The organism is Psychromonas sp. MB-3u-54 (assembly GCF_002836415.1).
Taxonomy (GTDB): domain Bacteria; phylum Pseudomonadota; class Gammaproteobacteria; order Enterobacterales; family Psychromonadaceae; genus Psychromonas.
Genome location: NZ_PJBP01000103.1, coordinates 1 through 23,962, shown reverse-complemented (window position 1 = coordinate 23,962; position 23,962 = coordinate 1). Strand labels below are relative to the sequence as shown.

The 23,962-nt window shown below is 42.3% G+C and carries 16 protein-coding genes; 10 read left to right on the top strand and 6 right to left on the bottom strand.

All coding sequences use genetic code 11. The annotated features are described in order from the left end of the window. Positions 1-605: 605 nt before the first annotated feature. Positions 606-1,463 (bottom strand): phospholipase A, encoded by an 858-nt coding sequence (locus tag CXF72_RS04230; protein ID WP_101037032.1) that lies wholly within the window; start codon positions 1,461-1,463, stop codon positions 606-608. A gap of 106 nt (positions 1,464-1,569) precedes the next feature. Between CXF72_RS04230 and recG the strand changes: the two genes are divergently transcribed. The 3 genes from recG (at position 1,570) to putP (ending at position 6,680) form a co-directional block, all read left to right on the top strand. After that, positions 1,570-3,642: an ATP-dependent DNA helicase RecG gene (gene recG / locus CXF72_RS04225; protein ID WP_101037031.1), complete on the top strand. Its 2,073-nt coding sequence runs from the start codon at positions 1,570-1,572 to the stop codon at positions 3,640-3,642. Between the two features lie 66 nt (positions 3,643-3,708). Beyond that, positions 3,709-5,022 (top strand): hypothetical protein, encoded by a 1,314-nt coding sequence (locus tag CXF72_RS04220; RefSeq protein WP_101037030.1) that lies wholly within the window; start codon positions 3,709-3,711, stop codon positions 5,020-5,022. Between the two features lie 161 nt (positions 5,023-5,183). After that, a complete protein-coding gene (putP, locus tag CXF72_RS04215) occupies positions 5,184-6,680 on the top strand; it encodes a sodium/proline symporter PutP (protein WP_101037029.1) in 1,497 nt (498 codons plus the stop codon). A 366-nt stretch (positions 6,681-7,046) separates the two neighbouring features. Here the strand turns inward: putP and glnG are convergent, their stop codons facing one another. The 5 genes from glnG to glnA form a co-directional block, all read right to left on the bottom strand. After that, positions 7,047-8,450 carry a nitrogen regulation protein NR(I) gene (glnG, locus tag CXF72_RS04205; protein WP_101037028.1) on the bottom strand — a complete coding sequence of 468 codons (1,404 nt, stop codon included), beginning with the start codon at positions 8,448-8,450 and terminating at the stop codon, positions 7,047-7,049. 127 nt (positions 8,451-8,577) lie between these two features. Continuing rightward, complete coding sequence (gene glnL / locus CXF72_RS04200) at positions 8,578-9,651, bottom strand: nitrogen regulation protein NR(II) (RefSeq protein WP_101037027.1); 1,074 nt, start codon at positions 9,649-9,651, stop codon at positions 8,578-8,580. 10 nt (positions 9,652-9,661) lie between these two features. Beyond that, on the bottom strand, positions 9,662-10,147 hold the full coding sequence (locus CXF72_RS04195; RefSeq protein ID WP_232784873.1) for a DUF4124 domain-containing protein: 486 nt from the start codon (positions 10,145-10,147) through the stop codon (positions 9,662-9,664). Positions 10,148-10,401: 254 nt separating this feature from the next. After that, positions 10,402-12,576: a glutamine synthetase III family protein gene (locus CXF72_RS04190; protein WP_101037025.1), complete on the bottom strand. Its 2,175-nt coding sequence runs from the start codon at positions 12,574-12,576 to the stop codon at positions 10,402-10,404. Positions 12,577-12,882: 306 nt separating this feature from the next. Beyond that, entirely contained in the window at positions 12,883-14,301 is a 1,419-nt protein-coding gene (gene glnA, locus CXF72_RS04180) for a glutamate--ammonia ligase (RefSeq protein ID WP_101037023.1), read from the bottom strand. Positions 14,302-14,704: 403 nt separating this feature from the next. Between glnA and typA the strand changes: the two genes are divergently transcribed. From typA to galE, 7 genes are all read left to right on the top strand, one after another. Then, positions 14,705-16,528, top strand: a complete 1,824-nt coding sequence (typA, locus tag CXF72_RS04175) for a translational GTPase TypA (protein WP_198552495.1) — start codon at positions 14,705-14,707, stop codon at positions 16,526-16,528. A gap of 170 nt (positions 16,529-16,698) precedes the next feature. Next, on the top strand, positions 16,699-17,577 hold the full coding sequence (locus CXF72_RS04170; protein WP_101037022.1) for a virulence factor BrkB family protein: 879 nt from the start codon (positions 16,699-16,701) through the stop codon (positions 17,575-17,577). Then, a complete protein-coding gene (gene dtd, locus CXF72_RS04165) occupies positions 17,574-18,011 on the top strand; it encodes a D-aminoacyl-tRNA deacylase (RefSeq protein ID WP_101037021.1) in 438 nt (145 codons plus the stop codon). The genes CXF72_RS04170 and dtd overlap by 4 nt, the downstream gene beginning before the upstream one ends. A gap of 145 nt (positions 18,012-18,156) precedes the next feature. Then, positions 18,157-21,033 (top strand): insulinase family protein, encoded by a 2,877-nt coding sequence (locus CXF72_RS04160; protein WP_101037020.1) that lies wholly within the window; start codon positions 18,157-18,159, stop codon positions 21,031-21,033. A gap of 128 nt (positions 21,034-21,161) precedes the next feature. Continuing rightward, the gene (gene rph, locus CXF72_RS04155) at positions 21,162-21,881 is read left to right on the top strand and encodes a ribonuclease PH (protein ID WP_101037019.1); all 720 of its coding nucleotides are present in this window, start codon (positions 21,162-21,164) and stop codon (positions 21,879-21,881) included. 4 nt (positions 21,882-21,885) lie between these two features. Then, positions 21,886-22,527: an orotate phosphoribosyltransferase gene (gene pyrE / locus CXF72_RS04150; RefSeq protein ID WP_101037018.1), complete on the top strand. Its 642-nt coding sequence runs from the start codon at positions 21,886-21,888 to the stop codon at positions 22,525-22,527. A gap of 123 nt (positions 22,528-22,650) precedes the next feature. After that, positions 22,651-23,667, top strand: coding sequence for a UDP-glucose 4-epimerase GalE (gene galE, locus CXF72_RS04145; protein ID WP_101037017.1), 1,017 nt, complete (start codon positions 22,651-22,653; stop codon positions 23,665-23,667). Positions 23,668-23,962 lie beyond the last annotated feature (295 nt).

The following is a 23,962-nucleotide window of genomic DNA, read 5'->3' as shown; positions in this document are numbered from 1 at the left end:
AGTGATGCATAAGCAGCCGATCAGATGTCTATCTAAGGCTGCAGATATCGGTGATGACCAGCGTCTGTTATTTATCCAGAAAATCCAGTGCGGAAATGGTTAATACGCTAGGTGACTTATAACCAGCTAAGTGATGTATAAGCAGCCGATCAGATGTCTATCTAAGGCTGCAGATATCGGTGATGGCCAGCGTCTGTTATTTATCCAGAAAATCCAGTGCTGAAATGGTCAATACGCTAGGTGACTTATAACCAGCTAAGTGATGTATAAGCAGCCGATCAGATGTGTCTGTTATTTATCCAGAAAATCCAGTGCAGAAATGGTTAATACGCTAGGTGACTTATAACCAGCTAAGTGATGCATAAGCAGCCGATCAGATGTCTATCTAAGCCTGCAGATATCGGTGATGGCAAGCGTCTGTTATTTATCCAGAAAATCCAGTGCTGAAATGGTCAATACGCTAGGTGACTTATAACCAGCTAAGTGATGTATAAGCAACCGATTAGATGTCGATCTAAGCCTGCAGATATCGGTGATGACAAGCGTCTGTTATTTATCCAGAAAATCCAGTGCTGAAATGGTCAATACTCAATACGCTAGGTGACTTATAACCACTCGGTTAATGAGATGCCTAGACCGACTGTATTGGTATATTGATTATACTCTATCAGGCTGTTGCCATAACCGGAGAAAATCTGAAAATAACCGCGAATTTTACCGTGGAGAGGGAAACTCCAATTGAACTCCAGGGACCCTTTGCTAAAACCACTTTCGATATTATTGCGGCTGCTAATCGAGACATTTTGCTTACCCATTTTATAAAGGGCAACAATTTTTCCATGGCCATAATAATCCAATAAATCCGGATTATTATCAGACTCCTTATCTTCTGTAAAACGAATCCAGGGATTAAGCGCAAGCATAAAATTCCCATTTTCCAAGACAAGCTTGCTTTCGATGCGGTTCCAGCTGCGGGATACCGGTTCTGTTTTTCCATTTGATTGATGGGTTAAGTTCAGGGTTGCTAATTTAAAATGCCAATTTCCCCCTAATTTTCTGTTATGTACCCACTGTAAAAACATTTCCGGCTCATAATTAGTTTCGCGAAACGGGGATGAATTGCTGCTGTTATATGCCTGCCAGAAAGAGACTTGAGTATACCCAAAATAGAGAGAAATGGGCAAGTCGGCAATATCAAGCAGAACAGGAATTTTAAAACTAAGCTGAAATTTTATCTCAACGGGTTGCAATTCGTCAGCCGACACAACATCCTTATAAGCATCGTTAGATTGAATATTATTATTAAAGGTAAAAGGCAAAAGATAATTGGGTTTATAGGGAATAATAGAAAAGCTACCCCTCTGAAGTTTTTTTTCCTGATCTATACGCTGATCAACGGGAGATTTTTCTGCCAGTGCGGTCGCGCTGAATAAAAAAACAAAAATTGAAAATAATAGATGCATAGCCATTTCCTTGGTAAATTATGTCAATAATTAGCGCAATTTGAAGCATAATAGGAATAATTTCCTATTATTATATTCTGTCGAGTTTAACTGTCTGGGGTTTAAAATGAAATTAGATAAAATGCCCTTAACGGCGCTTAAAGGGGTCGGCGTTAAAGCCTCGCAACGGCTGGCTAAGATTGGTCTGCACAGTGTTGCCGATCTGCTCTTTCATCTGCCCCTGCATTATCAGGACAGAACCCGGATTTATGCCATCGCAGATTTAAAAGATAGTATGCAGGTCAGCGTGCAGGGCAAGGTATTAAGCTGCGATCTGCAGTCCGGCAAGAGACGTATTCTAAAATGTAAAATAAGCGACGGCAGCGGCAGTGTGACCCTTAACTTCTTTCATTTTAATACAACACAGCAAAATAGCTTTGTAAAAGGGGCATTAATCAAATGTTTTGGCGAGTTTCGTCGCGGTTACCAGGGGTTTGAGGTAACTCATCCCGATTACCGCCTGCTTAATTCAATTGAGCAAAGCCATGTTGAGCAGACTTTAACGCCGATCTACCCGTCAACGGAAGGGTTAAAACAAAACAGTCTGCGCAGTTTAACCGAGCAGGCATTACTTCACCTGCAGCAAAATCAGATTGTTGAATTATTGCCCACTCACCTGCTGAATCACCCGATCAGTTTATCCGATGCACTTTTTTATATACATCGCCCGCCACCCGATGCTTGCATCGAACAATTGGAAAGCAAAACCCACCCTGCGCAGCAACGTTTAATTATTGAAGAATTATCAGCACAACAAATCAGTATGCTGTCCTTACGGGCAAACGCACAGCAACATCAAGCCATTGCGGTCAAAGAAAGTGGGTTGCTGCAGCAAAAATTATTACAAAATCTGCCTTTTTCTCTGACCAATGCACAGCATAGAGTGAATCGGGAGATTCAGCAGGATCTACAGCAAACCAGACCTATGATGCGTTTGGTACAGGGGGATGTCGGATCCGGAAAAACCTTAGTGGCGGCGATCGCAGCATTGAGTGTTATTGAGGCCGGTTATCAGGTGGCCTTAATGGCTCCCACTGAACTTTTAGCGGAGCAGCATCTGCTTAACTTTCAAAAATGGTTTGCCGCACTTGATGTGTCTGTTGGTATGCTTTCCGGAAAAATGCGCGTCAAAGAAAAGCGCAATCAATTAGAAAATATTAGCCTGGGTTTATCGAGAATGGTGGTCGGGACGCATGCGCTGTTTCAGGAAAGTGTCCAGTTTAATAATTTGGCCCTGATTATTGTGGACGAGCAGCATCGCTTTGGCGTACACCAGCGTTTAGCATTACGTGAGAAAGGGCGCTTGGGTGATTTTGCGCCGCATCAGTTAACCATGACGGCAACCCCTATACCAAGAACGCTGGCAATGACAGCTTATGCAGATCTCAATGTCTCGGTCATTGATGAACTGCCGCCCGGAAGAACGGCCATTAAAACCGTCGCGCTGGTGGATGAACGCCGTAATGAGGTCATTCAGCGGGTTTACCAGGCATGTAAAAATGAAGGGCGGCAGGCCTATTGGGTATGTACTCTGATTGAAGAATCGGAAGTATTGGAATGCCAGGCTGCAGAGAATACCGCTAATGAAATGCAGTTAGCGCTTCCGGATCTTCACATTGGTCTGGTTCACGGGCGCATGAAGGCCAACGAAAAACAGTATGTGATGGACTCTTTTAAACAGGGGCAGCTGGATTTATTAGTGGCAACAACAGTGATTGAGGTGGGGGTGGATGTGCCTAATGCCAGCCTGATGATTATTGAAAATCCGGAGCGGCTTGGACTGGCGCAACTGCATCAGTTACGCGGGCGGGTAGGACGAGGTGAAGTCGCCAGCCATTGTGTTTTACTGTATAAAAAGCCGTTGTCGAAAACTGCCCAAAGACGCCTGCAGGTGTTGCGTGAAAGTAATGATGGTTTTTATATTGCCGAACAGGATCTGGCTATCCGCGGACCTGGTGAAGTGTTAGGCACCAGACAGACCGGCATTGCTGAATTTAAAATTGCCGATTTGTTGCGCGATCAAAGTCTATTACCGCAAGCGCAGCAATTAGCCTTTCAGCTGATGGATTCCTTCCCGGAGTTAATGCCAGCACTTATCCAGCGCTGGTTAGGGGATAAAGATCAGTATGTTCATGCCTAGCGGTTGTCTCGAAAAGTCAGCGGGTAAAAAGGATCATTGGTTGCAACCGTCAGTTAGGAGAGGGAGATGAAACGTTGTTTTGTCACGGTTGCTTTTATACTGGGCTTATTGAGTTTTTCGCTGCTCCTTTTTATAAGCTTTTTTGATATCAATGCACATCGGGGATTTATCAGTCAACAGATAGAGCAGTTAAGTGGCTATCAGGTTAATGTTGAGTCAATTGATAGTCACTTATTTTTCGATTCCTCTGTTTCACTTTCCGGCCTGTCTCTGACAATCAATAACCTGCAAGTGCTTTATGTCGATAAAGTAAAGGTTAATATCACTAAGCTTGATCTCTGGCAAAGGCAGTTAAAACTTGGCTCAGTACAATTAAACGGACTGCGTATTTCAGGAGATACTGCTGCTTTTGTTAATACTACCGATCTTAACATTACCGATCTTAAAACTGTGGAGAAGAGTAACAGTGTTCAGCAAACTCTCGACGCGAAAATCCAGCAAAAACTAGCCTGGCAGCGGTTTACTATCGGCAGATTGTCGGTTAACGACTTAACCATAGATATGACTCACGCCGGGCAAAGAGTGACGCTTGATGGCGCTGATTTCAGGTCAGAAAATCTGCAGATTATAGCCGATCACCAGCTCGTAAAAACCCCTTTTTCCGGTAATTTAAAGCTGCAGGCAAGGGAGTTTACTGCACAGCCTACAAGCCGTGAAATGCTCCGAGTTAAAAACCTGCAGTTAACCGGGTCTTTTAATTTAAAAAATGTACAAGCGAACCTGTATCTTAAAGCAGGCTCACTCAATCTTACTTTAGGGAAGGAGGAGCTTGCACTGCAAAATACAGAACTTGCAGCTTCGCTTAATCAGAATAAAGTCAGCATAACCAAGTTGAGCAGCAAAATTTTCTCGGGGGAGTTGCAACTGCAGGCAGATGCCTTATTTTTAATAAAGCCGTTATCGGCACCTTTTTTATCGGTTCAACAATTAACGGTGCAACTGTTGGAAATTAAAAATATGAATGTAGTGATTCCGGCTATGTTTAATGATTCTGGTGGGCTTAAAAATAATAAACCGCGATTTCCGATTAACAATTTTGTTTTAAAGGAGCTTATTGTCGAAAATGTAAATGTCCGCAGTGATAATTCGACCATTCCTTTAATAATAAAAAATTTAAATGCGGCGCTGATCGATGTTGTTTTACTGCAGAATAAACAGTTGAAAGGTTTAGCTGAAGAAACAAAAGAGGCCGGATCCTTTGTTTTACAGTTTGATTATTTACAGTGGATGGAAAGCACTATTGAGCAGTTTGATATTTCAGGCAAGCTGTCGAAAAATGATCGCAGTGTCTTGCTGCTAAAAAAACTGTTTATAAAATAACCTGTTTTTTATTATGTAATAAATTTAAAGAATAAAAAACGGTTTATAAAATAAGTTATTGTTTATTCTGTGATAAATTTCAAGAATCTGATCATTTATCTTGCTATAGTAGCCTTTACTTTTTAAATTTAAATTTAATATTAATATTAATGGGGGGTTTCATGGTTGACAACACTTTTGCCATAGTAGGAACATTTTTAGTGTATCTGGTGGTGATGTTATTCATCGGTTATTACGCATATAAACGCACCAGCGATACTTCAGATTACTTTTTAGGCGGACGTACATTAGGTCCGTGGCCAGCGGCATTATCTGCCGGTGCTTCTGATATGAGTGGCTGGTTATTACTTGGTTTACCGGGTTACGCTTATGCCGCGGGTATGGAGTCTTTATGGCTTGCTGGTGGCTTGTTAATTGGTAGCTGGGCTAACTGGCTGATCACTGCAAAACGTCTGCGTACTTATAGTATTACAACCGACGACGCATTAACCTTGCCGGAATTTATTGCCCGTCGTTTTAATGACAAAACAAAATTACTGCAAACCCTCTCCGCATTTTTCATCCTGATGTTTTTCCTTTTTTACACCAGCTCAGGTTTAGTTGCCGGTGGTAAATTATTTGAAACTGTCTTTGGTCTGGATTATATCTATGCCGTGATTATCGGTGCTGTGTGCATTGTTTCTTATACTTTGTTTGGCGGGTTTTTGGCCGTGTCATGGACAGACTTAGTGCAGGGCTTATTAATGTCAGCAGCGCTAGTGATTGTGCCTATCGTCGCAATGCAGGGTGGATTCAGTGAGCTGGGTACTAATTTAGAAAATATTAATCCTGAACTGCTAACCCTATGGAACGGCATGGACGGTGAACCGTTATCATGGATTGCGATTATTTCATTAGTCGCCTGGGGTCTGGGGTATTTTGGTCAGCCGCATATCCTGGCGCGTTTTCTGGCAACACGCAGCAATAAAGACTTAACCAAAGCACGCCGTATTGCGGTTAGCTGGACAATGCTCTCTATCTTCGGTTCGGTGATGGTCGGTATTGTAGGTCTGGTCTTTGTGCAAAATAATATGTCCATGGAAGTGGCTGATGGCGAAAAAATCTTTATGGTTTTAGTTAATGCTGTCTTTCATCCAATCCCTGCCGGTATTTTATTAGCTGCTATTCTTGCCGCTATTATGAGCACCGCTGATTCACAGTTATTAGTGTCTTCTTCGGCATTAGCTGAAGATTTTTACAAACAGCTTTTCCGTCCTCAAGCTACGTCAAAAGAAGTGTTGATGGTTGGACGTATCGGTGTAATTCTATTAGCACTATTAGCCTTGTATTTCGCAATGGACCCTGATAGTTCGGTACTTAGTTTAGTCTCTTATGCCTGGGCTGGTTTCGGTGCGGCATTTGGTCCTCTCTTAGTATTAAGCATATACTGGAAACGGATGAACAAAAATGGCGCTCTAGCGGGTCTTCTTGTCGGTGGTATCACTATTGTTGTCTGGAAGCAGTTAACCGGTGGTATTTTTGATGTGTATGAGATTGTACCTGGAATAATCTTTGCTTCTGCTGCGATTGTTATAACCAGTTTAATCACTGCTCCGCCGGAAAAAGCGGTAACAGATAAGTTTGAAGAGTTTGAAAGAAACTTAAAAACCTTCAAATAAGAACTCGATAGCTGTCAGCTTATGGCTGACGGCTTGACGGCTTGACGGCTTGAAGGCTTGACGGCTTGAAGGCTTGAAGGCTTGAAGGCTTGAAGGCTTGAAAATAAAAAGGCTGTAACTTTGTATAAAGTTACAGCCTTTTTTTTGCTTTCAGCTTTCAGCTTTCAGCTTTCAGCTCGAAGCTCGAAGCTCGAAGCTCGAAGCTCGAAGCTCGAAGCTCGAAGCTCGAAGCTCGAAGCTCGAAGCTCGAAGCTCGAAGCTCGCAGCCGACAGCCGTCAGCCGTCAGCCGTCAGCCATCAGCCATCAGCCATCAGCCATCAGCCATCAGCCGATAGCCGATAGCCGTCAGCCGATAGCCGACAGCTTTAGGATATATCAAACTCTTTTAATTTACGGGTCAGCGTATTTCTCCCCCAACCAAGTAATGTTGCGGCTTCCTGGCGTTTACCTTGAGTGTGCTGCAATGCAGCCTGCAGCATTATTTTTTCGAATTCCGGCAGGGCATTGGCGAGTATATTCTCTTTGCCTTGTTTTAATTCAGCTAAGGTCCATTCGCGCAACTGTTTCTGCCAATGCGGATTTTCATCATCAGCAGCTTGTGTTTCCTGGGCGGTTAATTCCGGTGGTAAATCGTAAACATGGACTTCCTGCCCGCTGGTCATTACCGTCACCCAGCGGCAAACATTTTCCAGTTGACGCACGTTTCCCGGCCAGGGAAGTTGCGTTAAATACTCTTTTGTCTCCTTGGTAAATTGTTTGCTTTTGACGTTTAACTCTTTGGCAATATTATTTAAAAAATGTTGTGCTAATAAACTAATATCTTCACAACGCTCTTTTAAAGCGGGCAGTTGGATGCGAATGACATTTAAACGGTGGAAAAGATCTTCCCGGAAATCACCCGACTGCACACTTTTTTCTAAATTTTGGTGGGTAGCTGCGATAATGCGCACATCGACTTCGATGCCCTGATGGCCGCCTACCCGGTAGAATTTACCATCCGCGAGTACTCGTAATAAACGGGTTTGCACCTCTAATGGCATATCACCAATTTCATCTAAAAAAAGTGTCCCGCCATTGGCTTGCTCAAACCGACCTTGACGATTTGCGGCCGCGCCGGTAAATGCCCCTTTTTCATGACCGAAGAGTTCAGCTTCGATCAGCTCTTTGGGAATGGCTGCCATATTCAGGGCGATAAAGGTCTTATCTTTACGTGGACTGTGTTTATGTAAAGCCTTAGCAACCAACTCTTTGCCTGTACCGGATTGACCATTGATTAAGACACTCATACTGGAATGAGATAAACGACCAATAATGCGGAAGACCTCCTGCATTGCCGGGGCTTTACCGATAATTTCCGGTGTAGCAACAAGTAGTTCAGGTATCTTTTTTTTGTTTTTTAAATCAATGCTATGGTTAATCGCGCGTTGAATTAACGCCGTGGCTTCATGAATATCAAAGGGTTTTGGGAGGTAATCAAAGGCGCCACTTTGGTAAGCATTCACCGCACTGTCCAAATCACTGTGTGCGGTCATTATAATAATTGGAATTAAAGGAAAGCGTCCATGAATACGTTCCATTAAAGCGAGCCCATCGATACCGGGCATCCGTATATCGGAAATAATAACCTCGGGCTGCTCTATTTGTAACTGTTGCCATAGACATTCACCATCGGGGAAGCTGGCATAGTCAATTTTTTCAGCTTTTAGCGTGCGCTCTAAAACCCAACGAATAGCGTGATCATCATCGACGATCCATATTGTGGCTGTCATTGTTGATTCCTATTGATGCATTTTAGAAAGAGAAAAGAGAACGGTGAAATTTATATGAGGTGACTGATCTTGATTAACAATCCAGGCTGAATACATCTGTTTTTCCTTTTTCATAAGTCTTTATTTTTTATTTAATAGTTAAAGGCAGGTAGATAATAAACTCAGTATGACCTTGCATACTGTTGCATTCGATACGTCCTCTCTCTTGTACAATAAGCTCCTGAGCAATAGATAGACCCAATCCAGTACCATCACTGCGGCCCGTTACCATAGGGTAAAATAAGGTATCTTTTAAATGGTCAGGGACGCCTGAGCCATTATCAATAATTTTAATTTCAGCGACCAGGCGCTGCAGGACACCATGAATAATAACTTGGTGCGCAGTACGTGTTTTGATTGTTATTTCTAAGTTTTTCTCAGGCTGGGTGCTCAGTGATTGTACCGCATTCTGCAAAATATTTAAGAATGCTTGCTGCAACTGATCCGGCTGCATTTCAAGATCCGGAATGCTTGGATCATAATCAATTTTGATCTGGATATGCTCAGGCAGCCCCAAACAGACTAATTTCCGCACTTTCTCAAGTACTGAATGTAAATTATGATAGGAGCGCTCTCCCAAGGTTTGCGGGCCTAATAAACGATTAACTAAGGCGCTTAGACGATCTGCTTGTTCAATAATTATTTGGGTAAACTCTTTAAGTTCAGGATCTGCCAGTTCACTTTCTAATAATTGTGCCGCACCGCGTAGGCCACCGAGCGGATTTTTGATTTCATGGGCAAGGCCGCGAACCAGTTCTTTTGCGGCTTTTTGTTGATGCTCTTGATAATGAAATTGGCTTATTTTACGTTGCTGTCCAATGCAGTGCATCTCAATGATCACATAATCCTGATTTTCAAACTCTAAATAGGTGGCACTTAATGCCATTAAAAGAGGATGACCATCAACCATTAAGGTTGTTTCACCGTCAGTAAAGGCATTTTGTTTGGTAAAAACAGCTTCAATATAGGTGGGATCAAAGTGATAATGATTTGCCAGTTGCTGCAAACTTTGCAGGTAAAGACGTTGTTTACTTTGTGATAATAAAACCTCACTCGCTGGGTTTGCGTAGATCAGTTTTAATTCTGCGTTGATAATAACAAATGCCGTATTCGCTTCTTCAAGTATGGCAATGGTAAGTGAGTTTGAATGATTATTTAACATTTAGGCCTTATTATGGAGTGGATATGCTGGATACCCGTTGCAAATGCACGGTGACTACCTGTGTTCTTGCAAGAACCTTGCCACTTTCATCTAATAATTTAACTTGTATCTGATGGGTACCCCGATCAATATTTTCCACCCGTATTGTTGATGACATTTGCGGGTCTCCCAGTGTTTTACCGTCTAAAAAAAGTTGCAGTTTCTGCGTGACTTTTTTTTCAGGCGTTATTTTAACCTGAATATTAATCGAACCATCATTACTACGCAGTGGACTGTCATGTTCAGGAGAAATAATATCGGCTTGATAGATAATTGCTGGCTCTTTTTTGACTTCGGCTGTGTTTTTTGGCGTTGCTGCTGGCTGTACATTATCCGATTTTATGATGTTTTTATTAACCACATTGATTTCTGCTGTGCCAAGTTTCGCAGTATCGGAATAATGGCTTTTGCCGTTCTCATCAACCCAGTGATATATTTTTGTTGTTGCCACTGTCATTGATGAATAAATGCTACAAAGACAGATTAAATATGCCGAACTCAAGAAAGAAAAATTCATATAATATATACCGCCAATCTTTAAATGTGATCTTCATTGTGGGGTAGCGTTTTCTGTTAGGCAATAAAAAACTCTTATTACTGCAAGTTATATCACTCAAAATAACAGGGCTCACTTTTTATACATAAAAAGTGAGCCCTGTTATTGAGGTTTATTTATCAGCGTGCGCGTGACTGCTGACCCTAGCTAAAATATTATTTGATAAATAACATTTCTTGATACTTAGGTAATGGCCATAACTCATCCGCAATAAGGGTTTCAAGCGCATCTGCGTGCACTCGAGTTTGATCCATTAAGCCACGAATAACATCAGCACAGAAATGCATATGGGCCTCTTCATCGGCAAAGTCATGCGTCGCGACCGCTTGTTTAAGTTTAGTGACAGCCGTCATCATCGCATTGGTCTCAACTGCGATTGAAGACGCTAGCGATGTATCAAGCGCGATATCGAGTCCGATCATGGTCGAAGTCGTTAGACCAAGCTGAGATAAGTAACTCATCGCAGCCGGGTAGATAGTGGTCGTTGCCATATCAATCACTAATTTAGCTTCTACTTCAATCGAAAGAATGTATTGCTCAGTATAAACTTGATAGCGGCTTTCTAATTCAACGGGTGAAAATACCCCGGTGCTTTCAAAAAGTTTAACGATTGACGCTTCACGAAATGCAGGTAAGGCATCGGCTGTTGTTGGAATATTTTTCAGACCACGCTCTTCAACTGCCATTGTGTGCCATTCTTTCGAATAACCGTCACCGCCAAATACAACATTGCCATGCAGCTCCATTAGCTCTTTTAATACAGAGATAACGGCAATATTTTGATCCTCAGATTTTTCTAAAGCCACTTCTAATTTTTCAGCAATCCAGTTTAATGAATCAGCAAGCATCGTATTCATAGCAACTAGTGGGCCGGATACTGACTGTGATGAGCCAACGGCGCGGAACTCAAAACGGTTACCTGTGAAAGCAAAGGGAGAGGTTCTGTTACGGTCACCCGGATCACGTTCAAAATGAAGGATTTGCGATAGACCCGAATCCATTAAACCCGCATCAGCACAAGTTACCAGTTTGCCATTTTTAATATCGTTAAATAGCCCTTCTAACTGTTCACCTAAATAAACAGAAAGAATTGCCGGTGGTGCTTCGTTAGCACCGAGGCGGTGATCGTTAGCAGCAGATGCAATGACCGCGCGTAATAACGGGCCGTATTTATGCACACCGCGAATAACCGCACCGCAGAAAAGTAAGAAGTTCAGGTTATCATGTGGCGTGTTGCCGGGATCAAGTAAGTTACCTTGGGTGCTGTTACCGACAGACCAGTTAACATGTTTACCCGAGCCGTTAAGACCGGCAAAGGGTTTTTCATGTAATAAACACAGGAAACCGTGTTCTTTTGCTGTGCTTTTCATCACCGTCATCAAAAGTTGCTGATGATCGGCTGCCACGTTTGCAGCTTCATAATAAGGTGCAATTTCAAATTGTCCGGGCGCCACTTCGTTGTGGTGAGTTTTAGCCGGGATGCCTAACTTGTAAAGTTTGTCTTCAAAATCCTGCATGAACACTTGAACGCGTTCAGGGATTGCACCAAAGTAGTGATCATCAAATTGCTGACCTTTAGCGGGAGGAGCACCAAATAAGGTTCTGCCTGTGAGTAACAGATCCGGGCGTGCATTGGCAAAATTTTCATCTACTAAAAAGTACTCTTGCTCAGCGCCGCAGCTTGAATTAAGTGGTGCGATATCAGTCTCGCCCATTAATTTAAGTACTTTTTGCCCGGCTTCATCCATTGCTGAAATTGAGCGTAGAAGAGGAATTTTTTTATCTAATGCTTCACCCGTCCAGGACATAAAGACGCTTGGAATCATTAAGGTTGAACCGTTAGCCGTATGCATAACATAGGCAGGGCTGGTTGGATCCCAGGCTGTATAACCACGAGCAGCATTGGTCATACGCAAGCTGCCGTTAGGGAAAGAGGAACCGTCGGGTTCTCCCTTGATTAGCAGGCTGCCGGTAAATTCAGTAATTGCACCACCGTCAGAATTGGTGATGATGAAACCATCATGCTTTTCTGCGGTAATGTTAGTCATAGGGTAAAAGATATGTGAGTAGAATTTAACGCCTTTACTAAGCGCCCAATCTTTCATTGCGGCAGCAACAACATCAGCCGTTGCAGGCTCTAAAGCACTGCCCGTTTGAACCGTTTTTTTAATCGCTTTAAAGGCATTTTTTGGTAATGCTTCTTCCATTTTATGAAGATTAAAAACGTCTTCAGCCCAAATTTTACTTAATGGCTCAGGTTTATCGAGCAAATTTGGTGCACGGTTAGTGATTTGCTCAATTGCCTTAAGGCGGGTTTGGTTGCCACTCATGTGGTACTCCTTACTTATAAAATATGGGCTGGATGAGTTCAGACTGATTATTTTTAAATTTAAAAGATAATATAAGCAATAATTGTGCCATATTTTCATTGGTCGTAAAAAAGATTTTTTTTGGGGGGGAATAGCTATTTTTCTTATGACTGGGATAGCGGGTTAGTGGATTTGCAGTGTTGACTTGGAGAAAAAAAGAAGCTAAAAGGATCAAAGCAGTTGATCCTTTTAGCTAATGACAATTCCGTTAATTAAGCGGAATTAGCGTCCGGTTATAAATGTTCATAACCTAAGCAGACGGTTTGCTTATACGCTGTAGTATAAATCGAACTCTTTTGGATGTGTTGCACGAGAAACGGCTTCACATTCAGCTATTTTAAGGGCAATGTAAGCATCAATCGAGTCATTAGAGAAGACATCTCCAGCGGTTAAGAAGTCACGGTCAGCATCTAGCTCAGCAAGCGCTTCTTCAAAAGAAACAGCAACTTGTGGGATTGCATCTGCTTCTTCTTTAGGCAGGTCGTATAAATCTTTGTCAAGAGGCTCGCCCGGGTGGATCTTGTTTTTAATACCGTCAAGACCCGCCATTAACATCGCAGAAAAACCTAAGTAAGGGTTCATTGTTGGATCCGGGAAACGTAGTTCAACACGCGCTGCTTTTGGTGACGGTACGATTGGGATACGGATAGATGCGCTGCGGTTACCGGCAGAGTAAGCTAGCATCACAGGTGCTTCAAAATGCGGCACTAAACGTTTGTATGAGTTAGTTGACGCGTTAGTAAAGGCATTAAGTGCTTTAGCATGTTTGATAAGGCCGCCAATATAATAAAGCGCCAGCTGAGAAAGGCCGCCGTACTGGTCGCCGGAGAACAGGTTAACGCCATCTTTACCAAGAGACTGGTGACAGTGGTTACCTGAGCCGTTATCACCAACAAGCGGTTTAGGCATAAAGGTTGCAGTTTGACCGTAGGCATGGGCAACGTTATGTACTACATATTTGTAAATTTGCAGTTCGTCTGCTTTTTTAACCATAGTATTGAAACGACAAGCGATTTCATTTTGGCCAGCGGTTGCAACTTCATGGTGATGCGCTTCAACAACAAGGCCCATCTCTTCCATAATTAGGCACATCGCGCTGCGGATGTTTTGTGCAGAATCAACGGGTGCGACAGGGAAATAACCGCCTTTAACACCTGGACGGTGACCGGTGTTGCCTTCTTCATAGCTCGTGCCTGAGTTCCACGCCGCTTCTTTAGCATCGATTGAAAAGAATGCACCCTGCATAGTATTACCGTATTTAACATCGTCAAATAGGAAGAACTCTGGCTCTGGACCAAATAAAACAGTGTCTGCAATGCCTGTTGCACGCAGGTACGCTTCGGCGCGTTTAGCAACAGAGCGCGGGTCGCGATCGTAACCAAGCATTGTTTTAGGCTCTAACACATCACAACGCAGGTTAAGCGTTGCATCATCTGTAAAGGGGTCAAGAACAGCAGTGGATGGATCCGGCATTAATACCATGTCCGAATCTTGAATGCCTTTCCAGCCTGCAATTGAAGAGCCATCAAACATTTTACCATCTTCGAAAAAGTCTTCGTCTGCTTGGTGATGCGGAATAGACACGTGTTGCTCTTTACCATGTGTATCGGTAAAGCGTAAATCTACGAATTTCACTTCTTGCTCTTTAATAAAATCAAGAACATCTTGTACTGTTTTTGTAGACATGTTTAGAACCTCAATTGACATTTAAGTGGTGGACAACCATAACAAATTTATTTAATTACTCAAACGGCTAAAATTTTGCCAACCTGACGGCTATCCATTATATCTGAGCTTTTTTTTTTGACGAGGAAAATATCGCCCAATAAACGCTCTATTATGGTGCATCGCTGCTCCAGCTTGGTGCATTGCTGCTCTCGTCACTTGTAAATGGTAAGAAAAGCTATCATACAGGACGGTTTCATAAATTGTGACCGAGTTAAAACTTTCTATTTTTCGAATAATGGTTACAATGTGCGCTAATAATACCAATTAGATAAATACAGTGCGAAATTGCGCCGGGTTTACCTAATTGGTATTTTTTCATACATTGTTACTTTTTCATAAATTGTTACTTTTGAGGCTCGTCATGTTGTTAGAAAAATTAAGAAATATTGCCATCATTGCTCACGTTGACCATGGTAAAACCACCCTTGTTGATAAATTACTAGAGCAATCTGGAACGCTAGATTCACGCGGCGGTTCTGAAGAACGCGTTATGGACTCGAATGATTTAGAGAAAGAACGCGGTATTACTATCCTTGCAAAAAACACTGCGATTGTGTGGAATGATTACCATATCAATATCGTAGATACTCCTGGACACGCCGATTTCGGTGGTGAAGTAGAGCGTATTTTGTCTATGGTAGACAGTGTTTGTCTAATCGTAGATGCGGTTGACGGTCCAATGCCACAAACGCGTTTTGTAACTCAAAAAGCATTTGCACACGGTCTTAAACCAATTGTTGTTATTAATAAAGTAGATAAAGCAGGCGCACGTCCTGAATGGGTTATCGATCAAGTATTTGATCTTTTTGATAATCTTGGTGCTACTGACGAACAGTTAGATTTCCAGATCGTTTACGCATCAGCGATAAACGGTTGGGCAAGTAAAGATATGGAAACTGAAAGCGATACTATGGAACCTTTATTCCAAACTATTGTTGACAGTGTTGAAGCACCCGATGCAGATCGTGATGGTGACTTCCAAATGCAAATCTCTCAACTTGATCACAACTCTTATGTAGGTGTTATCGGAGTGGGTCGTATTACACGCGGTAGTGTTAAAGTTAACCAGCAAGTGACAGTTATTGGCGCTGATGGTAAAAAACGTAACGCTAAAGTGGGTCAGGTATTAGGTTATTTAGGACTTGAACGTAATGATGTGGAAGTGGCTGAAGCCGGCGATATTGTTGCTATCAGTGGTCTGGGTGAACTTAAGATTTCCGATACTATTTGTGCGCAAAACAATGTTGAAGCTCTGCCTCCGTTAACCGTTGATGAACCTACGGTAACGATGACCTTCCAGGTAAACAATTCACCTTTCTGTGGTAAAGAAGGTAAATTTGTTACTTCACGTAATATTTTAGACCGTTTACACAAAGAGCTAGTACATAACGTAGCGCTTAAAGTTGAAGAAACAGCTGATCCGGATAAATTCAAAGTATCTGGTCGTGGTGAACTGCATTTAGGTATTCTAATCGAGAATATGCGTCGTGAAGGTTACGAACTTGCTGTATCTCGTCCTGAAGTAATCGAACGTCTTGTAGACGGTCAATTACAAGAACCTTTTGAAACATTAACCGTTGACGTTGAAGAACAAAGTCAAGGTTCTGTTATGGAGCAGTTGGGCGTTCGTAAAGCTGAACTGACTAACATGATGCCAGATGGAAAAGGCCGTGTACGTTTGGATTTTGTTATTCCAAGCCGTGGTTTAATCGGTTTCCAAACTGAATTTATGACATTAACGTCGGGTTCTGGTTTACTTTACCATTCATTTGATCACTACGGTCCCCATAAAGGCGGCACTATTGGTCAACGCCAAAATGGTGTATTAATTTGTAATCAAACAGGTAAAGCGGTTACTTACTCTCTGTTCTTCTTACAGGATCGTGGTCGTCTGTTCCTTGGACATGCTACAGAAGTATACGAAGGTCAAATCATCGGTATTCATAACCGTGCTAACGATTTAACAGTTAACTGTGTACGTGGTAAATCATTAACTAACGTTCGTTCTTCTGGTACAGATGAAGCACAAACACTTTCACCTGAAATCATTTTGACACTTGAGCAGGCGCTTGAGTTTATTGATGTTGATGAATTAGTTGAAGTAACACCAAAAAGCATTCGTATCCGTAAGAAACTACTTTCAGAGAATGAACGTAAACGTGCATCGCGCCCTACTAAAGGCTAGATAGCTCAAAGCAATACAGATAAAAAGGTCTTACTTCGGTAAGACCTTTTTTTTTATTTGCGATTTAGGGTTAAATGGATAAGGCTACAGCTAACAGCTAACAGCTATCAGTTATTAGCCGTCAGTTGTCAGCAGTAGGTAGTAAGGTGTAAGGATATAAGGATAAGAGTATGAAATTTGGTCAAGAAGTTGTGCTGGATAAAATTAAAATTGTTTATCAATACTTGCTTTTTGTATGGCGGCGAAGTGAACAGGATAATATCAAAGTACCGGCGGGGCATCTGGCCTATGTGACTTTATTATCTATCGTGCCCTTACTGGCCGTTATTTTCTACATGTTATCGGCCTTTCCTGTTTTTTCTGATCTGAAGGCTATATTAGAAGATCTTATTTATAACAATCTGCTGCCTACGTCGGGTGATACTATTCAGGAGCATATCAGTGGTTTTATTGAAAATACTGAAAAAATGAGCATGATGGGGATCGGTTCATTGATAGTGATTGCCCTGTTATTGATATCGACCATAGACCAGACTATTAACCGTATCTGGCGCTGCACCAATAAACGCTCCCGAATCCAAGCCTTTACTATTTATTGGACTATTTTAAGTCTGGGCCCGATCATTATCGGCGCGAGCCTTGCACTAAGCTCTTACCTTTTTGGTGTTTTTCAAGAACATGGCTCTCTGTCATTTGGCCAGCGACTATTGAGTTTAATGCCTTTTGCTTTAACCTGGTTAACCTTTGCCGGTGTTTATACGCTGGTGCCTCATCAGCGAGTCAGTTTTCGTTATGCATTAATCGGTGGTTTTATTGCGGCTATGCTGTTTTTCTTCGGCACCGATCTTTTCCGCTTATATATTACTAATTTTCCCTCGCAGCAGATAATATACGGTACGCTGGCGGTGATCCCTATTCTCTTCGTGTGGATCTATTACAGCTGGTTAATTGTGTTAATCGGTGCTGAAGTCACGGCGACATTAGAAGAGTTTTTAGAGCTGCATACACAAAATAAAGTGGCTAAAGAATATTTGGGAGCGGATATATGATTGCGTTAATACAGCGTGTTAGCGATGCCAGAGTAACAGTTTCCGGAGAAACTATTGGTCAAATAGGGACTGGTTTACTGGTTTTATTAGGTATTGAAAAAGAAGATAATGAATCTAAATGCAAACGTCTAGCGCAGAAGGTACTTGCTTATCGGCTATTTGCCGACGGCGACGATAAAATGAACCTTAATGTGCAGCAGGCCGAAGGCAGTCTTTTAGTCATTTCACAATTTACTCTGGCGGCACAAACCAATAAGGGCAATCGTCCTAGTTTTTCAAAGGGTGCGCATCCGATAGAGGCCAAACGGCTTTATGATCTGTTTAATCAAAACTGTGCAGAAATGGGCATTAAGGTTGAAACCGGTGAGTTTGCTGCCGATATGCAGGTCAGTTCAACGAACAACGGCCCGGTAACATTTTGGCTGCAGGTCTAGTTTCTATTTGTTTTTCTGGGCATTTAGAGAACTTTCTTTTCGGTTAAACTTATTGCATAGTGGATTGTCCTATAGCAACGGCCCTGAGTTAGTCTGCGTATTTTTCGGGATTTTTTGTAATTTATCATATTGAAGAGAATAAATAATGTCATATTATAATCGCCTAACGGTGTTCGCTTTTTGCCTCGTTTTAAGTTTTTCTTCGCACCTTAATGCGGATTCACAGCAGGCTTCCTCTTCGCTTAAAATACTTGACACGGACATCATTAAAAGCCCGAACGATGCACGTGAATATCAGGTGATCCGCTTGGCGAATCAACTGGAAGTATTACTGGTGTCCGATCCGGATTTAGAAAACAGTGCCGCGTCGTTATCTGTGCCGATCGGCAGTATGCATAATCCCGATCAGCAACTGGGTCTCGCCCATTATCTGGAGCATATGTTATTTTTAGGCTCCGAGCGTTATCCGACTATTAATGAATACAGTAAATTTATGACTCAACATGGCGGTTATACTAATGCTTATACCGCTCAGGAAAGCACTGTCTACGGGTTTGAAGTCAACGATAGCCACTTTTCTGAAGCGTTAGACAGATTGGGGGACGTGATGCGCGCGCCATTGCTGGATAAGCGTTATGCGGACAAAGAAAGAAATACCGTCTACGCCGAGCATAAAACCTATTTTGATAATGATATGCGTAAGTTTTATGCGCTGCAGCATTATACTTTAAATCCTGAACACCCCGCGGCGCGTTTTAGCACGGGTAATTTAAGCACCTTAAAAGATAAACCCGGCAGTAAATTACAGGATGAATTGGTCAATTTCTTCGAGACCTATTATTCGGCTAATTTAATGAAGGTGGCATTAACCAGTCCGCGTTCAATCGCTGATTTACAGCAAATGGCGCTTTTATATCTCAGCCAGATCCCCAACAAAAACGCCGCTAAACCGGTGATTGTGAGCCCGATTTTAACTGAAAAAGAATTAGCTATCAGTGTCGTAATGAAACCCACGGCCGATATTAAATTATTACAGGTTAATTTTTTAATACCGAGCATAAAAGACGAATATATGTACCAACCCGGTGGTTATATCAGCCGTTTATTAGGCTCAGATCATCAGGGAGGCTTAGCTAATCAGCTGCAAAAAGCGGGTTTAGTAGAATCTGTGATGGCAGGTTTTCACGGCTCTTTTAGTGAACACTATTCACAATTTTCACTGCAGTTTGCAATGACTAATGCAGGTTTAAAGGAGCAGGATAAGATTCTGGCCAGTTTATTTGCTTATATCGAGTTAGTTAAAAAACAGGGTGTGAGTCAACTGCAATACCAGGAACAAAAAAGTGGCTTAGACAGGGATTTTAAGTTTTTAACTAAAAATTCTGGTTTTAGCTACGTCATGGGCTTGTCTGCTAATATGCAGAACTACCCGTACAAAGATCTGCTCTTTCATCCTTATCGTCTGGACGGTTTTAATGAAAAATTTATAACCGAATTGTTAACCTATTTAACACCGGAAAACAGCCGTATTTTTAAAATGATTCCGGATCTGCAAGGCGGTACGCAGATCCCTTATTATCAGGGGAAATATGCCCGCCATAATATCACTAAAAAAACCCAGAAAACTTGGTTGGAACAGGCACAGAAAATTAAATTAACGCTGCCCGCAGGAAATCCGTGGTTACCTGAAAATTTCAACTTAGTGGACAGGCAGTATTCGAAGAAAGCGCTGCATCTGCTTAATAAGAAAGGGCATTCTGTGTGGTTTAAACAAAGTGCTTATTTCGATGAGCCCAAAGCCAGTCTGCAGCTGCATTTGAACAGTGATCTTAGTGATCAAAATCCAGAATCTAGAATAACCATGAACCTGTTGCTGGAAATGTTCAGTAAACAGTTTGCCGCGCTGCATTTTGTTGCCGGTGAAGCTGGTTTAGGCTTTTCTTTAAGTCATTCGAACGGCTTGTTAATCAGTACCTCAGGATACAGTGATAAACAGGATAAATTATTACTGACGGTATTAAACGAGATTAAAAATGCACAATTTAGTGAGCAAACACTTCACCTTGCCAAACAGGAAGTGCAGCGGCAGTTAAATAATAAAGCGACCATGAAACCGCTGGATTTTGCATTTGACGGTTTTCGCAAGTTAGTGCGTCAACCTGCATGGTCCGATGCGGCTCTGCTTGCTGAAATTGAAGGAATAAATTTAGTAGATATTGAACAATTTATTGAAAAAATATTGTCACAATCGTCTTTACGCCTGTTAGCCTTAGGTAATCTAGAGCGTCAACAAGTTATCGATTTAGATACTGAGTTAGCAAAAATGGTGACTATTAAGCAGCAGCCTTTTTATACTATTAAACGTTTGCAGGCCGACTTGAATCAAGGGGCATTAAACTATCAAATCAGCTCAAAGATGGATGATGATGCCTTAGCGACTATTTATCTTTCTGATCTTAAAGGGGATGCGGCGTTAGCCACGGCGGAGTTATTAAATCAATTAATAAAGCCGGCATTTTATAATCAAATTCGGACCGAGGAGCAGTTAAGTTACTCTCCTTTTAGCGTAAGCTTTCCCGTTGATGATTATGCTGCCTTCGGACTTTTCACCCAAAGCCCGGCAATAAGCAACGCGCAGTTATATCAACGTTTTGCTGTTTTCCTGACAAATTTTAATAAGCAGTTAGGTAACACCAGCGAAAAAGAGTTTGCCGTTATTAAAAAAGCACAGATTGCCAATTATTTAGCGCAACCCACTTCGCTTAGCGATGAGTTCTCTTATTTGAGTCATCAATGGTTAAGTCTGAAACCTGAGATAGACACTGAGCAGGCTTATATTGACAGTTTATCGGCAGTCTCCTTGACTGATGTTAAGGATTTTTTCCAAGCTGTTTTGGTAAAGGGTCATAATTCCCAGCCGGTGGTTATCCAGGTTCAAGGGACAAAATTTTTGAAAGAAGTCGTCTTAGAGCTTAGTAATGAAGTGAAAATTTCCAATATAGACAGTTTACCCAAGTATTAATGATCTCAGCTTTGTTACTGAATCTAAATTACTTAAAGATGCAGCTTCAAGTAATGTGGGTATAACGTGACCTGTATTAACTTTACTCTTATAATAAGCCTTCATTTTCAAAGAAGGCTTATTAATTTATGCGCCCTAGTAATCGTACTCCTGAACAAAATCGCGAAATAAAAATTACCCGTCACTATACGGATTATGCTGAAGGCTCAGTACTAATTGAAATGGGTAATACTAAAGTACTTTGTAATGCTTCAGTTTCCGATTCTGTGCCGCGTTTTTTAAGAGGCAAAGGCAAAGGTTGGGTGACCGCGGAATACGCTATGTTGCCGCGTGCGACACATAGTCGCAATATGCGTGAAGCAGCAAAAGGCAAGCAGAGCGGGAGAACGTTAGAAATCCAGCGCCTGATCGCACGTTCACTGCGTGCAGCCGTTGATCTGAAGGCGATGGGTGAAAATATGATCACCGTTGATTGTGATGTTATTCAAGCCGATGGTGGCACCCGCACCGCTGCCATTACGGGTGCCTGTATTGCCTTAGCTGATGCATTTAATTGGATGGTCAAACAGGGTAAACTGAAAAAAAGCCCACTTAAACAGATGATTGCTGCAGTTTCTGTCGGACTCTACCAAGGTACACCGGTATGTGATTTAGATTATGCGGAAGATTCTAATGCCGACACCGATATGAATGTGGTGATGACAGAAAGTGGTGGTTTGATTGAAATTCAAGCAACAGCTGAAGATGGTGCCTTTAGTCATGAACAGCTGCTTAGCATGTTAAGTCTTGCCAAGGGCGGAATCGATGCCCTTGTTGTGGAACAGAAAAAAGTACTCAACGCGGAATAAAAAAATGAAAGATTATCAAAAAGAATTTATTGAATTTGCTCTTGAAAAACAGGTTTTAAAATTTGGCCAGTTTACCCTGAAATCGGGACGTACTAGCCCTTATTTTTTTAATGCCGGGTTGTTTAATAGCGGACGTGATTTAGCCCGTTTAGGGCGCTTTTATGCGGCCGCTTTAATGGACTCCGGAATTGACTATGATCTGCTCTTTGGTCCGGCCTACAAAGGCATTCCTATTGCAACAACGACGGCGGTGGCACTGTCTAATGATTACGATTTAGATGTACCTTACTGTTTTAACCGCAAAGAAGCTAAAACCCACGGAGAAGGGGGCAGTTTAGTGGGCTCCGAACTGCAGGGTAAAATAATGCTGGTTGATGATGTAATAACCGCAGGCACCGCAATTCGTGAATCAATGGATATTATTCAAGCGCACCATGCACAATTAGCGGGTGTTTTAATTGCATTAGATCGACAGGAAAAGGGCCGTGCTGAACTGTCTGCTATTCAGGAAGTCGAGCGCGACTACGGCGCTAAAGTCATTTCGATTGTGAAGCTGAGTGACTTAATCACCTATTTGGAAGCAAAACCGGAAATGCAGGAACACCTTGCCGCGGTTAAAACCTATCGCGAACAATACGGTATCTGATTTTATCTCTGCCGGAAAAACTAAAAACCGTATTCTATGGCTAGTAGACTGCGGTTTTTTTAATTGAGCTATCTTAACTGTTAATATCATCATGTCATTATATCAATCTTACTGGAGCTAAAAATGAAAATTCTTATTACGGGTGGAATGGGTTATATCGGCAGTCATACCTGTATTCAACTGCTCGCCGCGGGCATGACGCCCATTATTCTGGACAATTTATCCAACAGCAATGAAATCGTATTATCAAGAATCCATGATTTAACGGGGTCTACACCGGTTTTTTATCAGGGTGATGTGCGCGATCGTCTTATTTTAGAAAAAATATTTGCAGAGCATGAAATCGCCGCTGTGATCCACTTTGCAGGTTTAAAATCCGTTGGCGAATCCGTTGCAAAACCACTTGAATATTATGATAACAACGTGCACGGCTCGCTGCTACTCGCTGAAGTCATGAAAAATGCCGGGGTGAAAAGCCTGTTATTCAGCTCATCGGCTACGGTCTACGGTGATCCGCTGGAAATGCCTATTACTGAATCGACACCAACCGGTGCAACGACAAATCCCTACGGCCGCAGTAAATATATTGTTGAAGAGTGTTTGCGGGATTTACAAGCGGCACAGCCGGAATTAAGTATCACTTTATTACGCTATTTCAATCCCGTTGGCGCACATGTTTCCGGCACTATCGGCGAGGATCCACAGGGGATTCCAAACAATCTAATGCCTTTTATTGCCCAGGTTGCGGTGGGACGACGCGAAAAATTATCTGTCTTTGGTGATGATTATAAGACCCCCGACGGCACCGGTGTACGTGATTATATCCATGTAATGGATTTGGCCGATGGACATGTTGCGGCCCTTAAAGCTGTCGGACTCAAATCCGGTCTGCATATCTATAATCTTGGCACGGGTCAAGGCAGCAGTGTATTAGAGATGGTTGATGCCTTTGCTAAAGCGAGCGGGAAAAAGATTCCTTACACTATCTGTCCGCGCCGACCGGGTGATATTGCCGAATGCTGGGCAGATACATCCAAAGCAAACCGCGAACTCAACTGGAAAGCGAGCCGAACATTACAAGACATGTCCGAGGACAGCTGGCGCTGGCAGTCACAAAACCCTAAGGGTTATGGCAGTTAAATACGAACATTCATTTTTATGATGAAGGTGCGCAGTGATGTTTTGTAATAGACTTAAAGGGTTTACCACTGAGACCACAGAGGCGCTGCGCGCTACACAGAGTGAATATAAGTTCGCGTACACAATGTAATTATCCTAAGTGCACTTCAGCTCGTAGGGTGCGCTCCGCGCACCGATTTCCTGCCTGCGGTGCATAGAATGCACCCTACCGATAACATAACACTCATTCCATTAATTTCCCATGTTGATTCAATTTCTTGAATAGAGTGCGTGCACGCTTTGCCTTTTGGAACCC

Coding starts and splice junctions, on each gene's coding strand:
- CXF72_RS04190 (WP_101037025.1), bottom strand. CDS start 12,576: ATGAGTGGCAACCAAACCCGCCTTAAGGCAATTGAGCAAATCACTAAC.
- CXF72_RS04220 (WP_101037030.1), top strand. CDS start 3,709: ATGAAACGTTGTTTTGTCACGGTTGCTTTTATACTGGGCTTATTGAGT.
- putP (WP_101037029.1), top strand. CDS start 5,184: ATGGTTGACAACACTTTTGCCATAGTAGGAACATTTTTAGTGTATCTG.
- typA (WP_198552495.1), top strand. CDS start 14,705: ATGTTGTTAGAAAAATTAAGAAATATTGCCATCATTGCTCACGTTGAC.
- pyrE (WP_101037018.1), top strand. CDS start 21,886: ATGAAAGATTATCAAAAAGAATTTATTGAATTTGCTCTTGAAAAACAG.
- glnA (WP_101037023.1), bottom strand. CDS start 14,301: ATGTCTACAAAAACAGTACAAGATGTTCTTGATTTTATTAAAGAGCAA.
- galE (WP_101037017.1), top strand. CDS start 22,651: ATGAAAATTCTTATTACGGGTGGAATGGGTTATATCGGCAGTCATACC.
- recG (WP_101037031.1), top strand. CDS start 1,570: ATGAAATTAGATAAAATGCCCTTAACGGCGCTTAAAGGGGTCGGCGTT.
- CXF72_RS04160 (WP_101037020.1), top strand. CDS start 18,157: ATGTCATATTATAATCGCCTAACGGTGTTCGCTTTTTGCCTCGTTTTA.
- CXF72_RS04195 (WP_232784873.1), bottom strand. CDS start 10,147: ATGACAGTGGCAACAACAAAAATATATCACTGGGTTGATGAGAACGGC.
- rph (WP_101037019.1), top strand. CDS start 21,162: ATGCGCCCTAGTAATCGTACTCCTGAACAAAATCGCGAAATAAAAATT.
- CXF72_RS04230 (WP_101037032.1), bottom strand. CDS start 1,463: ATGCATCTATTATTTTCAATTTTTGTTTTTTTATTCAGCGCGACCGCA.
- glnL (WP_101037027.1), bottom strand. CDS start 9,651: ATGTTAAATAATCATTCAAACTCACTTACCATTGCCATACTTGAAGAA.
- glnG (WP_101037028.1), bottom strand. CDS start 8,450: ATGACAGCCACAATATGGATCGTCGATGATGATCACGCTATTCGTTGG.
- CXF72_RS04170 (WP_101037022.1), top strand. CDS start 16,699: ATGAAATTTGGTCAAGAAGTTGTGCTGGATAAAATTAAAATTGTTTAT.
- dtd (WP_101037021.1), top strand. CDS start 17,574: ATGATTGCGTTAATACAGCGTGTTAGCGATGCCAGAGTAACAGTTTCC.